Annotated in this window: 11 protein-coding genes, 1 tRNA gene and 1 pseudogene; 11 read left to right on the forward strand and 2 right to left on the reverse strand. The window is 41.7% G+C overall.

Features of this window, described 5'->3' with window-relative positions:
• The first annotated feature begins 48 nt into the window (after positions 1–48).
• The 9 genes from CIB36_RS00510 (at position 49) to CIB36_RS00555 (ending at position 11257) form a co-directional block, all read left to right on the forward strand.
• Positions 49–122 (forward strand) — tRNA-Gly (locus tag CIB36_RS00510).
• 589 nt (positions 123–711) lie between these two features.
• The gene (locus CIB36_RS00520; protein WP_093987680.1) at positions 712–1266 is read left to right on the forward strand and encodes a TetR-like C-terminal domain-containing protein; all 555 of its coding nucleotides are present in this window, start codon (positions 712–714) and stop codon (positions 1264–1266) included.
• Between the two features lie 146 nt (positions 1267–1412).
• The gene (locus CIB36_RS00525) at positions 1413–3206 is read left to right on the forward strand and encodes an oleate hydratase (RefSeq protein ID WP_093987681.1); all 1794 of its coding nucleotides are present in this window, start codon (positions 1413–1415) and stop codon (positions 3204–3206) included.
• Positions 3207–4295: 1089 nt separating this feature from the next.
• A complete protein-coding gene (locus tag CIB36_RS00530) occupies positions 4296–6038 on the forward strand; it encodes a sensor histidine kinase (protein WP_093987682.1) in 1743 nt (580 codons plus the stop codon).
• A gap of 12 nt (positions 6039–6050) precedes the next feature.
• Complete coding sequence (locus CIB36_RS00535; RefSeq protein ID WP_093987683.1) at positions 6051–6881, forward strand: response regulator transcription factor; 831 nt, start codon at positions 6051–6053, stop codon at positions 6879–6881.
• Between the two features lie 171 nt (positions 6882–7052).
• Positions 7053–8405 (forward strand): ABC transporter substrate-binding protein, encoded by a 1353-nt coding sequence (locus CIB36_RS00540; protein WP_093987684.1) that lies wholly within the window; start codon positions 7053–7055, stop codon positions 8403–8405.
• Positions 8406–8508: 103 nt separating this feature from the next.
• Positions 8509–9417, forward strand: a complete 909-nt coding sequence (locus CIB36_RS00545; protein ID WP_093987685.1) for a carbohydrate ABC transporter permease — start codon at positions 8509–8511, stop codon at positions 9415–9417.
• Complete coding sequence (locus CIB36_RS00550; RefSeq protein ID WP_093987686.1) at positions 9414–10253, forward strand: carbohydrate ABC transporter permease; 840 nt, start codon at positions 9414–9416, stop codon at positions 10251–10253. Before CIB36_RS00545 ends, CIB36_RS00550 begins: the two co-directional genes overlap by 4 nt.
• Before the next feature lie 11 nt (positions 10254–10264).
• A complete protein-coding gene (locus CIB36_RS00555; RefSeq protein ID WP_093987687.1) occupies positions 10265–11257 on the forward strand; it encodes an alcohol dehydrogenase catalytic domain-containing protein in 993 nt (330 codons plus the stop codon).
• Positions 11258–11839: 582 nt separating this feature from the next.
• Here CIB36_RS00555 and CIB36_RS00560 read toward each other — a convergent pair.
• Both CIB36_RS00560 and CIB36_RS00565 read right to left on the reverse strand, forming a co-directional pair.
• On the reverse strand, positions 11840–12088 hold the full coding sequence (locus tag CIB36_RS00560) for an HIRAN domain-containing protein (RefSeq protein WP_207726139.1): 249 nt from the start codon (positions 12086–12088) through the stop codon (positions 11840–11842).
• A gap of 162 nt (positions 12089–12250) precedes the next feature.
• A pseudogene (locus CIB36_RS00565) lies at positions 12251–12648 on the reverse strand (DEAD/DEAH box helicase family protein); the annotation flags it as partial.
• A 451-nt stretch (positions 12649–13099) separates the two neighbouring features.
• On the opposite strand from CIB36_RS00565, the gene CIB36_RS13180 reads away from it, so the two are divergent.
• The gene (locus tag CIB36_RS13180; protein WP_158662526.1) at positions 13100–15004 is read left to right on the forward strand and encodes a sensor histidine kinase; all 1905 of its coding nucleotides are present in this window, start codon (positions 13100–13102) and stop codon (positions 15002–15004) included.
• Complete coding sequence (locus CIB36_RS00585) at positions 14979–16511, forward strand: response regulator transcription factor (RefSeq protein ID WP_093987690.1); 1533 nt, start codon at positions 14979–14981, stop codon at positions 16509–16511. Before CIB36_RS13180 ends, CIB36_RS00585 begins: the two co-directional genes overlap by 26 nt.
• The last annotated feature ends 197 nt before the right edge of the window (positions 16512–16708 follow it).

Here is a 16708-nt window from a genome sequence, read left to right on the forward strand (position 1 = left end):
TTTTTCTTGACAAATGAAGAAAAAAAGAGTATTATAATAACTGCATTCGCGGATGTAGTTCAATGGTAGAACACCAGCTTCCCAAGCTGGATACGCGGGTTCGATTCCCGTCATCCGCTCCATGATGGAGTGACGAAATAGATGTCACTCCATTTTTTTCAGTATCCATGCGGCTTTGAGGGCTTTTTGGGAGCAAAATCCGAAAAACCGTTTTACCGTAGATGTCCAAAAATAAACCAAATAAAATAGCGAGAAAGCGGAGCTTCCGCCTGGATTTTCAGGCCGGAGGCTCCACTTTTTTGCGTTTTTACCCTTTTTTTCTACTGTCAGAAGTGTAGAAATTTCCGGCAGTTTCATAGATAGATCGACAGATCTCTTCACAAAAGAGGGCTTTTAAATCCTCAAATTACATGGGATTAGTACATAGCTCCCTTTTTTAGAACCTCCCTGGCAAGCTGACGGGGAGGTTCTTCGCTTCTCCCCGTCTCTCAGACTCTCTCCCCCTGATATCTTACCAGCTGGGAAGAAGAATATAGCTTACGCTATATCTTCCTGAAAAATCACTTACAGAGCTAAGAAGCAGGTACAGAGAAATACCGGAAGACCATATGTTGTCGGTGTTTCTCTGTACCTGCTTCTTTCGTTGAGAAATTGATGGATTTGTGATATAATATATAAAGAAAAATAACTTTTTAGAAGGTGTAAATCGCAATGTCTCAGGTAACAAAACGGGCGTTGGAGCAGTCCCTTAAAAATCTACTGCTGAAAAAGCCGCTTACAAAGATCACAGTAGGTGACATTACAGATGATTGTGGAATCAACCGTATGACCTTTTATTATCACTTCAAAGATATATATGATTTGGTCGAATGGTCGTGCCTGGAAGACGCCAAACGGGCGTTAGAGGAAAAGAAAACCTACGATACATGGCAGCAGGGATTTTTACAGATTTTTAAAGCGGTGCAGGAAAACAAACCGTTTATTCTGAATGTTTACCGTTGTGTTCACCGAGAGCAGGTTGAAAAATATTTGCAGCCGCTGGTGGATCAACTGCTTTTGAATGTTATTAACGAGGAGGCGATGGGGATAACGGTTCGAGACGAAGATAAGCAGTTTATTGCACAGGTTTATTCTTATATGTTTATCGGACTGATGCTCGACTGGATCAAGGACGATATGCACGAAGATCCGCAGCAGATTGTGGAAAAGCTATACAAGCTGATAAAAGGCTCTGTGTCGATGGCTCTTTCCAGATTCAAACTCTAATTTTATCATTTTAACGGTGTTGATAAAACTTTTTACATCTTCTAGTCCCGTGATAAGAATTTTGTCACGAGGCTTTTTTTGTTTATTGTGCCTCTGACGGGAGTAGGTATAATGAAAACAGAAAGAAAAAACAGGAGGTTTTCGTTATGTATTACTCTGCAGGAACTTATGAATCATTTGCCCATCCCGAGAAACCAAAGGATGTAGATAAAAAATCCGCTTACATTATTGGCACGGGGCTGGCCGGGCTGACCGTCGCTTTCTATCTTGTCCGTGACGGACAGATGAAGGGGGAGCATATCCATCTGCTTGAAAAGCTGGAGCTTGCCGGCGGCAGCTGCGACGGACGCAAGGATGTGACAAAAGGCTTCTTCATGCGCGGGGGCCGTGAAATGGATAACCACTTCGAGGTCATGTGGGATACCTTCCGGGATGTGCCTTCTATTGAAACACCAGGGATTTCGGTGTTGGACGAGTATTACTGGCTCAATAAGCACGATCCGAACTATTCTCTTTGCCGCGCTACGGTAAACTGCGGCGAGGACGCCCATACAGACAAGAAGTTTTTACTGGATAAAGACTCGGCAATAGCTTTGTCCAAGCTGTTCTTAACACAGGAAAAGGATTTAGAAAATAAAATGATTTCCGATGTACTTCCTAAATCTTTCTGGAACACAAATTTCTGGCTCTATTGGCAGACTATGTTTGCCTTCCAGCGCTGGTCGAGCGCTTTGGAAATGAAGCGTTACCTTTGCCGTTATGTGCATCATATTGACGGTCTGCCGGATTTCAGCGCCCTGCGTTTCACCAAATACAACCAATATGAGAGTATGATCCTGCCATTGGTAAAATATCTTGAGAATCATGGCGTACAAATTGAGTACGGTATGGACGTAAAAAATGTCGTGATACAAACCGAGGGCGATAAGAAAATTGCAAAGCAGATCCTTTATGTAAAAGACGGTAAGGAGCAGAGCATTGACCTGATTGAGGATGATCTTGTATTTATTACCAACGGCTGCTGTACCGATACTTCCTGTTACGGCGACCAGACCCACGTCCCGGACTTGTCTGTTATTCACAACGGATGCGGCGAATCGTGGGATATGTGGAAGTCCATCGCCTCACAAGCCGAGCATGGAGAGTTCGGAAATCCGGATGCCTTCTGCAGCAATATCGATGCCACCAATTGGATGAGTGCAACCGTAGAGACATCCAACGAGGAAATTATCCGACATATTATGAATGTCTGCAAACGTGACCCACGCTCTGGAAAGGTAACGACCGGCGGTATTGTAACCGTTAAGGACAGCACCGACAACTGGTATCTTTCCTGGACGATCAACCGTCAGCCTCAGTTCAAATCCCAAGATAAAAACATGATTTTGGTATGGCTTTATGCGCTCAATACAAATAAAGAGGGCAACTACATGAAAAAAGCGATGCGTGATTGTACCGGCGAAGAGGTCTGCTGTGAGTGGCTATACCATATCGGCGTTCCGACTGATAAAATTGAAGCTCTCGCCAAGAACGCCTGCAACACCACAACCTGCTTTATGCCGTATATCAACGCCTTTTTCCAGCCGAGAAAAGAATGCGATCGTCCGAAAGTAGTGCCGGACGGTGCCGTGAACTTCGCTTTCATCGGTCAATTTGCCGAGACACCGCGGGATACCATTTTCACTACCGAGTATTCCATGCGTACGGGTATGGAGTCTGTTTATACCCTGCTGGATATTGACCGCGGCGTACCGGAGGTTTGGGGCAGCAAATACGACGTGCGTGAGATTCTGCGCGCCTGCTATTATGCCATTGACAAAAAGCCGTTATTGGAGGCGGAATTGCCCTTTGCAGAAAAGGAGTTGCTGAAGCTCGTTATAAAAAAAGTGAAAGGCACCGATTTGGAGCTTTTACTGAAAGACAGCGGTTTAATCAAATAAAAGTATGTGTATCGAGGCCGAAATTTGAAGCTCGAAAATGGAAAGCCAAAAAGTAAAACAGTTCTATTCTGAACCCAGAATTCTCATTTTCAGCGGGTATCTTTTTTGTTAACGCTTCCCATGATTTAAGGCCCGCAAATCCCATAACAACGGGGTTTGTGGGCTTTTTGTTTTTCTAAGGTTTTGATTTTGGTCTTTGTTTGGTGTTTACTTATGCAAAAACAAACACCAAACTATGAGAATGTGTAAAATGAAAAAATACTATAAATGCCTTTATAATGAGGGCGGCTCTTTTTGAACCCCTAAAAAACACTTTGGAACGGATGACGCCTGATTTCATTTTATGCCTTAACTTCTGATTGATATTTATAAAAATGGTTGCTTTATACATAATTAGTAAAAAATATTTTTGGCGGCCTGTTTTTAGACAGGTCTTTCTTATATATGAGAGGTTTATTTTGGATCAACAAATCCTCATAGTGGACAGGAGTTTTATGATCTCGTGAACGATGTGGACACTTTTCATTATGGAACTCTATGTATTGTCAAATTATTCTGACATAAGCTGAAAAAGGTTGTTGTATACCTTGTCATTTCTTAACAGTTTAGTGAATATATCTAAGATATACTAGCCTCCACGATCACTGTGGACCTACGATTTTTTGGAATAAAACAATTTTATGAGAGATATGATAGTCAGATTAAAAAACGATTGAGAAACTTTCTTTTTTCTGATTTTTCCGTAACTTCTACGTTTCACTGAATGAATCGTATGTGCAGTATTTGTGGCTCTTTGGAGATTGAACAAATTATATTCAAATTTAGAAAAAGTAACAGAAAATATATCTATCTGAAAACGGGGCCTCGCCTGATTCTTTAGGCGAGGCCCCGTTTTTTTGTTGATTATTAAAAAACGATATGTATAAAAAATAGAAATTTTATGGGATGATTTTTGGGTATTATATCTTGAGAACCGAAGATTTTAAAGTAAATTAGAAGAATTTTGATTTTTCTGAACAGAAGATTAAGATATACTTAACATTAGGTATCACTCCATGTCGGATATTTTAAATTAGAAAGGAGCCTGTTATGAAAAAAATTCATTTTCCGGTGCTTCCCATTAAAACAGCATTATCTATTTCCTTTGTTTCGGTATTTTTCCTGTTTTTTATGGTAGTCAGTACGATCATGTTTTATACCAGTGAAAAAATGGTGACAGACAGCACCCGGCAGCTTGCTCATCAGGAAGTAGAAGAAGTACAGCAAAGAGTGAATACCTATCTGTCCGAGATAAAGGTTTTAGCTTCTTCACTTGCGTACAATTCCAATATCGTTGAATATGTAAAAACAGCAGGGCATTCCGATTTCGAGAAAACAGACTGGCACCGGCGGCTTAACTATGTTGTGACAGGGTCTATTATCAAGGAAAAAGGGATGCATTCGGTCGGCGTTTTTTCCCGGAAAGAGGTAGAAGGTCTTTATTTTGGAGATACATCTATGCAGAGCGTATACCAGACAAGACAGATGTATCCGCAATATTCCAGGCTTGATGAGATAGGGGAGGAATGCGTGTGGATTCCCCCGTTCCAATTAAAATATAGCGCGCACAAGCTGGTGGCTCTGCAATACCGTATTGTAGATGTTGATACCTTTCAGGAACTAGGGGTGTTAACTGTCAATTTAAAAACGCTATATCTGAATAATCTGTTGTCCCGGTATGGTATGGCCGGTTATCTTTATCTGGCGGATGAAAACGGGGAGATCATCGCACAGAATAAAAGCGAAACTCTTCCTTTGAAAGAGATCACAAAGGAAATTGATCGGGCAGGAGAAAATGATGTAACACATGTGATCGATGGGGAAAAGTACATTATTTCCTATGACACACTTCCTGTAACAGGTTGGAGGATGATTGGCCTGATTCCCATTCGGGAACTGCAAAATAATATACGTAACGGGCAGATTTTGATGATTACCTCGATGCTGGTCGGGGCGGTGCTTGTGATTGTGCTGTCACTGATCATTTCGGCGAAAATATCCAGGCCCATTGCGCTGCTGACCGAAGGGATGAAAGCGATTCAATGCGATAATTTGGGAATACGGATCCAAGATCAAACCTTTTTGGAAACGAAGCGTTTAAGCCAAGGTTTTAATGAAATGCTGGACGATATTAACGAGCTGTTAATTAAAACCTATCAGCAGGAATTGATGGAGCGTGATATTCGTTTAGAAGCACTACAGGCAAAAATCAGCCCGCATTTTCTTTATAATACTTTGGAAACGATCAACGCACTGCTCATTTTAGAGGAAAATTATGAAACCAGCAATTTGGTATCCAGTCTGGCAGAACTTCTTCGCTATTCGATCAGCGACTCCAAGCAGATCATGACGGTGGAAGAAGAGCTGAGGTATATTAAAGATTACCTTTATATCCACAAGGTCCGGTTTGGGGACCGATTTGAATATCGCATAGAAATGGATGAGGAAGTTCGTTCCTGCAAGATCATGAAAATGCTGATCCAGTCCATTGTGGAAAATGCCGTGATCCATGGAATCGAGAACAAGGTAGGGAAAGGCGAGGTATTTATCAACGCAAAGTCAGAGAATGGCGAGGTTTACATTTCGGTCAAAGACAACGGGATAGGGATGACTCAGGAAAAGGTGGCTGAGATCTTATCCCAGAAACCGCCGACGCAGGCAGAATGCCGGATCGGTTTACGGAACGTGATCAGCAGGATCCATTTGCATTATGGAGAAACATATGGAGTAACGATCCAAAGCACGCCCATGATCGGGACAACCGTTCTTATCCATGTGCCGGGAAATAGATAGGAGGAGATAACAGTGATTCGTATCATGTTAGTAGATGATGAACACCTGATTCGGGCTGGATTAAAGAGCACGATCGAAAAGATTTCTGCGGAGTACCAAATCGTTGCGGAAGCCGCCAATGGGTATGAAGCAAAAGAGAAGATATCATTTTGCCAGCCTGACATTGTGGTTTTGGATATTAAAATGCCGGGGATTAGCGGGATAGAGCTGGGGGAATGGATCAAAAAGAATTATCCTGAAAAATATATTGTTTTTTTAAGCGGATATGCAGAATTTTCTTTTGTACAGTCCGCGATTCGGTTGGGAGCGGTAGACTATATTTTGAAGCCGACTCGAAAAGAACAGGTCGAAACCGTGCTGCAGAAGATCAGGGAGCAGATTTATAAAAAGCAGAATCGGGAGGCATATACGGACTTACTAGTATGTCAAAACAACCAGCTTTACCCGAAGAAAGATAGGCTTGAAGAATATGGGATTTGTATTTTTGAGGAAATACTGGTAGTAAAAAATGTGACCTATCGGGCGGTAGAATACATCAATCGGCATTATGCGCAGAATATCAGCCTGATCCATTTAAGCGAGAACCTTTTTATCAATCAAACCTATTTAAGCGAATTGTTCAAAAAGGAAACTCATATTCCATTCGCTGTATATGGTACGATCACCAGATTAGAGCATGCTAGGGTATTGATTTTGAATGATCCCCATTTAAAGGTATATGAAATCGCTCAAATGGTTGGTATGGAGGATTCCAAATATTTCAGCCAGGTTTTCAAAAAATATTTAGGAGTAAAGCCATCAGAATACCGTGCTGTTTTTCAAACGGAAAACAATGAAAAATAAAAAACAGAAGTTATATTGCATAAAAATATAAAAACATAAAACCAAATATAAGTACTATATGCCGAAGATTTTGAAATAAATCAAAATTTTTTCGCGTAGTATTCTGACTGCGGTTACGTTACAATAAAAACAACAGGATAAACTGCTGGCATCTATAAAGGAGGAAAAAAGATGAAATATTCAAGGAAAGCATTAGCGATACTTCTTTGTGCAGGTTTAGCAGCTTCTGCATTGGCCGGTTGCGGGAAGAGTAATAGTGGCACATCAGAAAATGCAGGGGATGGAAAAACAGGGGAAACCGTGAAACTGATCTGGTTTACAGAACAGATGGATGACGTACAGCACGCACGCTGGATGAAATATGTGGTGACCCCATTCAATGAGGCGAATCCCGGATATGAAGTGGAAATTTCGGCTACGGCAGATTATGAGCAGGTATTAAAAGTACAGATGGCCGCTAAAAATGGTCCGGATATCTGCAACATGGGTGGACCGACTATCACCAGCGAATATGTAAAGGGTGATAAAGTTCTGGATTTGACAAATTATGTGACAGAATCCGGGCTGGATCAGGTGATTTTCCAGTGGGCGTTAGATTCTTGCAAGGTCGATGGGAAGATCTACTCGATCCCCAATTCCTATGAGGCATTGATGCTTTGGTACAATGTTGATATGTTTGAAGAAAATGGTTGGACTGCCCCAACGAATTATGAGGAACTGAAGTCGCTGTGTAACGCGATCCAGGAGAAAAACCTGATCCCCATTGCCTTTGGGACCTCTGACTTTAAGGCGATCAACGAACAGTTTGTGTCAGTAGCTTTCGCGGATTACGCAGGACGGGACAACGTAGTGAAAGCCTTGAACGGGGAAATGAAATGGACGGATCCTATTTTTCAGGACTCTATCGACTGCCTGAATACAATGTGGCAGAATGGCTGGATCAATGATAAGAAATCCCATGCGATCAGTGACGAGGACAGCAATGCGCTGTTTTATTCTCAGCAGGCGGCAATGAGGATGACCGGAACATGGCAGCTTGGTACCTATGCAAACCAAATCAAAGATTTTAAATATGATGCGGTACCGTTCCCGTCTTTACGGGAAGGAGTTCCGCCAACGCTACCGCTGGGTGCCGGAGGCGTTATTGCGATCAACGCAAACACCAAATATCCCGACGTCTGCTGGAAATTTATCCAGTCTATGTTTGACAACAAAGAACTGCATGCACAGGCTGTTGCTGAAGGAGCGCAGACTTTGCCGATGGATATTCCGGAAGAGCTTTATCCGGATACGATGAACCCTGTTGACAAAACCATCATCGGTATGCTGGAAGAAACTCAGAAGGATTTATCTGCGGCAGGACATGTTATGTGGACTTACTGGCCAGCAGAAACCAGACAGTACATGATGGACAATATAGAAAAGATTTATTTAGGGGAATTGACCAGCAAGGAATATCTGGAAAAAACTCAGGAGATCTTTGACAAGGAGTTAGCAGATGGAAAAGTCCCGGTAGTATCATAATATCGGCAAGGGATTCTACTGGTATATCAAAGGCTGTATGCTGTCAGGGGATAACACGGCGGCATACAGCCCTTTTTAAGAAAATAATTTTGGTGGTGAAACTATGAGAAGCAGCCTATTGAAAAATAAAAGCGAGCTGAAGCGTTGGGCTGGACTTTTATTTGTGCTGCCGGCCTTTATTTATCATTTTATCGTTGTAATCGTTCCTTCCATAAAGACCTTGTACCTGTCCTTTTTTGATTGGAATGGAATTGGAAATCCAACTTTTATCGGTTTGGATAATTTTATTGAAATGTTTACAGCAGATGAGGTGCTTCCGGTCGCACTGAAAAATACAACGGTTTGGACGCTGTGGTTTGTAACTGTTCCGATCATCCTTTCTTTATTTGTAGCGGTTTGGGTATCTGGAGTAAAACGCCCAAAGGTGCAGATGTTTTATCGCACGACTTATTTTTTGCCCTATGTTCTTTCTGCTGCGATTGCGGGGAAAATTTGGTCAAATTTTTATAACCCATATTATGGCTTTTCTACGATTTTTAAAACAATGGGTCTGGATAATCTGGCAGAAGTTATGTGGCTTGGGGACTCCAAGATCGCCCTGTTTTCTGTTATTTTTGTCAGCAACTGGAGCTGGTGGGGTTTTGTGATGGTGCTGTTTGTGTCCGCTTTACAGCAGATAGACCCCGCTTTGTATGAAGCGGCCAGTATTGACGGAGCCGGCAGGGTAAAGCTGTTTTGGCACATTACGATTCCAGGCGTTAGCCCAACGATCGTATTTATTGTGGCCATGAGCCTGATGTGGTCGATCCTTTCCTTTGACTTTGTATGGGTCATGACGATGGGCGGCCCAGGACAGGCAACAGAACTGTTATCGACATGGATCTATAAAAATGCATTTGTCAATTACCGTGCAGGCTATGCCAATGCTATCTGTGTTTTGCAGACTATCATCGTGATGGTGATTTTCTTTATCAATCAATTTGTGCGGAAGAAGGTGGAGGAAGCGGTATGAGTACGGTGAAAAAAAGAGGACCATTGCTGACCGCAGTTGTTCATACGATCCTGATCTTTTTGGCGGCTTTTCAGCTCTTCCCGTTGGTCGTGCTGTTTATCAATACACTGCGTACAGACGCAGAGATCAAACAGACCCCGCTGGGGTTTCCGGAACATGCTTCCTTTATCAATTATGCGGAAACATGGATGAAAGGAAGTTATGCGGTAGCATTCCGCAACAGTATTTTCATAGGTGTTTGCGTAATCGCGATCGTGATTGTTGGGGCAGGGCTAGCCGCCTATGGGGTAGCGCGCCTAAAGATCCCGGGACGAAACTTTTTTATTGGATATTTTATGATGGGAATGTCCTTCCCGGCCTTTATGTTTATTGTTCCCCTTTACTATAATTTTAGTGAAATAGGCCTAGTGAACACCCATGCAAGCGTGATTATCATTTATGCCGCGTCCTATATCCCTTTCTCCATGCTCCTGATCAGGACGTTTTTGGTTGGGATTCCCAGAGAATTGGAGGAAGCGGGAAAAATTGACGGATGCAGTGAATTCGGTGTGTTTTTGCATGTTACGATGCCCTTATCCCTGCCGATTTTGGCAACAGTAGCCTTGATCGTATTTGTGTGGTGCTGGAATGAATTTTTGTGGGCTAATACCTTTTTAACAGTCGATGATATTCGTACGGTATCCACAAGGTTTTATAAGTTTGTCGGGGAATGGAGCCGGGATCTGGCTAAAATTTATACGGCCGGGATGATCGCTTTAGGACCGATCATTATTTTATATCTCTGTTTGCAGAAATCATTTATTGAGGGCCTGACTCAAGGCGGGGTCAAGGGATAAGGAGGATTAAAATGAAACAGATCGTTATGACTGGTCCGGGGACCAGCCGCGTGGAAGAAACACCAATTCCAAGCATATCGGAAAATGAACTGCTTGTAAAAGTGATCTACACTGGGATGTGCCATTCGGAATGGTATCCGTGGTATACAGCGAAAGCAGGGGAAACCTTTGGGCACGAACCGGTAGGGATCGTTGCCGAGGTAGGTAGCCGCGTGAAAGGCTTTCAAAAGGGGGACAGGGTATCCGGTTTGGCATCTGGATATGCAGAATACATTGTGATGCAGCCGGAGCGTACGATACATGTGCCGGACAATATCTCTGATGAAGATGCAGTAATAGAACCATTATCATGTATCCTCAGCGGGGCAGAGCGGGTGCCTGTTGTTACACCGGGCTGTACAGTGGCCGTTGTCGGGGCTGGCTATATGGGCCTTGGGATGATTTCATTGCTGAAGCTAAAGGGTGCTGGAAAAATAATCGCTGTAGACCCACGCCGGGAAGCTTTGGAAAATGCGCTGCATTTTGGGGCGACAGAGGTGTATACGCCAGGCGAAGTTCCAAAACAGTATTTGTTGAATTGGGAAACCATGGATCAGGATCTGTCTAAAAAGGATATGGAGGTGGATTTATTCCATACCGGGGTACCGATCGTAGTGGAATTTACCGGGCAGGAAAGCGGTTTAAGACTAGCCGGGGATATGGTAAGTGCGCACGGCTTTTTAGGGGTTGGCGGCTACCATAACGACTGTGACCGAAGTATTGATTTTAAGCTTTGGAATTTTAAATCCTTTACTCTGGAAAACCTGCATGAACGGAGAAATGAGTATCAGGCCCAGCTATGCCAAAAATGTATGGATCTTCTTGCAAGCGGACAATGGGGATTTACCGGATTAAGCAGACATATTTATGAGATGGAGGAGTTCGACCAAGCAAACTATGATATGAATCAAAAGCCGCAGGGATACATTAAGGCGTTAGTACGCTGCTCGGACGGGAAAATCTAGGGCTTTGGAGAAAGTTGTTTCACTGCTCCCTCTGAAAGCATAGAATATTTTTCCATATGTTCTGAACTTTACATTTGATAATATAATCATTTAAAAACCCCCGTAGGTTTTTATAGACTTACGGGGGTTTACATGTTTGTTTTGGCTGGGGATTATATGATGTTGGGGGCTTGGACTATGTACAGCCTTTGACTATGGGGAAAAATTTTCAGATCATAAAAAATGAATTATTTGTATGTTCGCTATTAAAGTGTGGAGAATCAACAGTTATTTTATAGAAAATGAAAGATAGCAAATCTTTCAACGAATCATGTTGTGGAGGTGATTCGTGAAATAAAAGGTTGAAAAGGGTGCCGAAGCAGTCCTCTTTTATTTCTATATCATGAACGTAGTATTGAAACTGTTTTTTCAAGGTTTACTCTTTCTTGCAAAAATGGAATGTAAAAGTGTAGATGTCAGATAATCACAATGAAAAAGAATCCGAACCCATTGCCAGCTGGCAATGGGTTCGGATTCTTTTGTTTTTATAGACAGAATTTTTTAAAAATCAGGACATTTGCAAACGCAATCACATTCTGCTCATTACGATTCATGTAAATAAATTTTAATATCGATTTTAAGCCATTTTCCCATCATTTCTTTATAAGAGATCCTGCCAAACAAAAGCTTTCCCGCATCCATCAGCCGGGAAAAGATAAGGTTATCGGCTCTAGGAACATATCCGATTTTTACACCGTCGGTATTTTTAATAACAATCGCCTGTGAATCATGATAACAGATCCATTGTCTAGCGAGTCCGCAGATAAAGTTTCCGGTCGTTCTAACGCACAAAGAAACCGCGCTCGGTCCTCTGGCCCCAATCTTTCAGCAGTGTGGTCAGACCGATGAGATTCAAATGGGCCCAACGAGTATAAATGGCCGAACCAAGTAGTTGAATATCCTTCATGTTGTGAATGATGTTACCCAGAGATTTCTCGTCATAAGCAGTTGTTACAGCTTGTTAAACCGCTCCAGAATAAACCCGGCATGACGTTTGTTCTGTGCGAAGATAATCGTTTTCCCCAGCCGGTCACCCCCGGCAACTTTAATCCCTCGGTCCATCAGATCCTGTAGAACCGTATCGACCGTTGTTTCATTGAACACAAACTTGTTGAGTGCCGCAGAAGGGATTAACTCCGGCACGGCATTATCCTTGGCAAAATCGTCCTCATAACGCTCTTTATTCTCAGCGGAAAGTTCGTCGTAGGAAATCACTTCCTCCAAAATTTGGTTTTTACTTCATAGTTGTAATATGGCACCAGCACATGATCCTGATAAACCGCAGTTTCATAATCATAGGCATAGGTGGGGACACGGTGCTCCATCTCAAAAAAATCATAATATAATCTGTCAGAAAACACAAATCAATTTCTCCTCAAAAAGGACCGACTTTTTTTCAAACTGTGCAAGTGCTGATTTTACCATTTGAAGCTGTTCAGACGGCGCGCAGGCTTTTTTAGCTTGACGATGCGGTTGTACCAAAACATATACTCCCGCTTGTAAGCCTGCTTGTACTCTTCCTCTTTGGATTTGCTGTCGAAATTTTTCCTTGTCGCTTTTTTCGTTTATTACCTTTTTTCCAATGTCAGAAGCGCAGATGCTTCCGGCAGTTTCATAGATAGATCGACGGCCCCCCACAAAAAGGGAGGGCTTTATCATTTTATTTTACTCTATTCCTACTATGTGTTCAAAGGGAAAGAGAAATAGAAGAAACCAATTAAGGAGATATTTGTTCTTGATTTTTATCAAAAAATTTAATAAAATGGTAATATTAAGATAAATATTACAAAAAGGATGATTTTTGTGATTAAAAAATTGTCAGATTTTTACCATATGCATTTTGGGAACCATTTTTTCCTGCGGCTAATGATCATAAATTTTCTTCTTACTGTTTTCTTGATTGGTTTAATGACCGTCGTAATTATCCGAAATGTAAAAACCCTTTTGACAGACCAAGCAATACATCACAATTTTCAGGCATTGGAAACGATCGACACCCATTTTGAAGATCAGAATAAAAGCTTTAAAAAAATATTAAACGGGTTTTATTCCAATTCTATGGGAAATACAATTGGCAATACTGACGCAGTCAACGCGGTCAAATATCTATTTGAAGAACCAGAATTATCAACGCTTACTTTTTCAGACAAGGTAGACATCAGGAGAGGGTTAAACAGCTATATGGCGGAATACGGCCTTCCGATTGATAACGATATTAACGATATTCTACTAGTCGGCATGGATCAGGAATACTTGGCTACTTCCAGAAATCGGTCGGCATACTCAAAAACACAGTATTACAAACAGATTTCTGCCGAAATTTCCCGGTCTGTATTTGATGATAATAAAAATATCAATGGACAAAAAATACACTTTTTGACCCCATCGGATTTTCAGAGAGAAAACACCCCGCCTAAAGTTTACGTTTTATATGACTATATTCGTAAAACGGAAAACACCTCACAGTATAATGGCCTTTTAGCTGCGGCTTACAGTCCTGATTTTATTAAAACAGTGTACAATCAGTTCAGTCCATACTTGCTGGGTGATATTTTGATCTTGACCCAAGAAAATCAAGTGATTTTTGATTCTTCTGAACAGTACTATACTTCACTTCCTGAGGCGCTGGTCCAATACCAAGACCATGAAACAGGAACTCAAAAAACTGATCAATATATCATCAATACGATTTCAAATCCGGAATTCGGATATTATGTTGTGGGGCTTATTTCCAATGCTGATTTAAATCATTATGCAAACCGTTTAAACCCACTGATTTTTGTGATCACGTCAATTTGTATTTCTTTGATCTTGGTACTGGGATATATGAGCACCAAGCGTTTGTTAGGAAGAATTTTTACGATCAACCGTACGTTGGTGGAAATAGAGCACGGAAATTTGAACGCCCGTGCTGATGTTCCGGGATCAAATGACGAGATCAAACAGATCGCTACGAATTTGAATCATATGAGCGAGAAGCTGCAGGAGTATATCCAAAAAGAATATACCATTCAGCTGGAACGCACGAATGCGGAATTAAAACAGAAAACAGCGGAACTGTATGCCTTGCAAACTCAGATCGACCCGCATTTTTTATACAATACCTTAGAAGCGATCCGGATGGGCGCCATAAAATCTCAGGATAGGGAAACAGCAGATATGATCAAAGAACTTGCCAAACTGTTCCGAAACAGCGCAAAGGGAAGTTTGGTAGGAACTGTTGGGGAAGAAATGGCATATTGTAGAGCTTACTTATCTTTATTTAGCATCCGTTATCAGGACCGTTTCACAGTAGCGTATGAAATGACGCCTGAAACAAAGGGGATCGCCATTTTGACCCATCTGCTCCAGCCGATCGTGGAGAATACTATCATTCATGGGGTAGACCTCTCAAAAGATAATAATTGGATCCGCATTACTGCAAAAATAGAACAGGAGGCTTTGGTGATCTCTGTTTCAGATACAGGAAAAGGGATGAGCGCTCAGCGGCTTTTCGAAGTACAACAGGGACTGGAAGAATGCGACCAAGTGGATTATGGAAAAATAGGACTGTATAATGTGCAAAACCGGATCCGTATGATCTATGGGGAAGGTTGTGGGTTATCCATACAAAGTATAGAAGGGATCGGAACTTGTGTTACCATGAGGTTATCCATACGGACAAAGGAGGAACTGTTAGAAGATGTACAAGGCGCTGGTCGTAGATGATGAACCTATCATCCTAGAGGGGTTTGACAACTTGATTTCATGGGAGGAATTTGGGATAGAGATCTCTGCCAAGGCGGAAAACGGAAAGGCCGCGCTCCAGATCGTGCGAGAAGAAGAGATCGACCTTTTGATTACAGATATCCGGATGCCTGAAATGAGTGGACTGGAACTTCTGAAAACGATCCGCCAGGAAGGGAAAAGCATCAAGGTGATTATCCTCAGCGGGTATGATGATTTTCAATATGTAAAAGAGGCTTCCAAATATGGGATCGAAAACTATTTGTTAAAGCCAATTGAAGAAAACGAGCTGGAGGAAACATTACTGCATTTGACAGAAAAGCTGGAAAATGAGCAAAAGCAGCAAAATCGTTTACAGGAAAGCTATCAACTGCTGCGCAGTAATATTTTATATCGTTGGATCACAGGGGCGATCGGCGAAGAAGAGCTAACCATGCGGGCAGAATTTTTGGATATTTCGCTGGAAAAACAGTGGTATCAAGTTTGTGCCTGCCATTCCGTTGGGGAACTGAACAACGAGCATATCACCTATTTGGAGCAGCTTTTGGGTTGCTTTTGGACGGGAGAAAAGCCGGTTGTTTTTATCACACTGCACGGTGAGTTGCTTTTTTTGTTTTCTTGGGATGGCAGTAAGGAAAACGTACCGGATTTAGAGACATGTTTTTTAAAACACCAATCAAAAATATCTGCCAAGTTCCAATCTGATGTGTTTATCGCGGTTGGATCCATGGAAGAAGGCTGGCAGGGAGCTGTCAAGAGCTATCAAGAAGCAAAAAAATTATTGGATTACCGGATGATCATGCCGGCCAATTCCGTTGTTTCCGCGCCCCGTCTAAAAGACGGGTTACCGCGTTCTGTTAAGCACATTTCTTGGAATAAGCTGGATGATCTGATCAGTTCAGGGGAAGAAGAAAAGGCCTGCCTCTTTTTAGAAAAGATATTTTCTGATTTGTCCGTTTCTGCAACCCCTGAAAATATCCGAACCTTGACATGTGAGATCCTATTTTATTTATCCAAAGATTTTTCTGGAAACAGCGAGATATTTTCAGAAGAGTCTTTGCGGGAGATCCTTTATACAGTTGACATGCAGGTGCTTTTGGTTCGTTTAAAAAAGTGTGTGGAACAGGTGATCCGTTGGAGAAACAGTATTCATGCAGAGGAAAACCCCGTTGTTATGGCCGTTATGGATTATGTCCATAAGCATTATCATGAAGAGCTGTCATTGAAAATTTTAGCCCAAAAATATAAAGTAAATGCTGCTTACCTGGGGCAGCTTTTTAAGCACGAAATCGGGGAGTTGTTTTCGGCTTACCTATGCCGGATCCGGATTGAAAATGCAAAGCTCCTGCTTCGTGAAACTTCCATGAAAACTAATGAGATTTCTGAAAGAACAGGTTTTGCCAACACAAATTATTTTTCAAATACCTTCAAAAAAATGACCGGGATCTATCCTTCGGAGTATCGTACGATGTCGCAGCTTTCAGAATAGGCACAAAAACAGCGGCAAGGATTGTTATAATCCTTGCCGCTGTTTTTGTGCCTGGAAAAAAGAAATAAAAAATTTATTGAAAAAATTATGAACTATCTATAATTTATATATAATTTAAAAATTATTATATTTGAACACAAAATATAATCTTTTTATAATTTAATTATACAAAAACACAAATATGATTGGGGGAAGCA

The sequence above is a fragment of the Massiliimalia timonensis genome (assembly GCF_900186585.1).
Classification (GTDB): Bacteria; Bacillota; Clostridia; order Oscillospirales; family Ruminococcaceae; genus Massiliimalia; species Massiliimalia timonensis.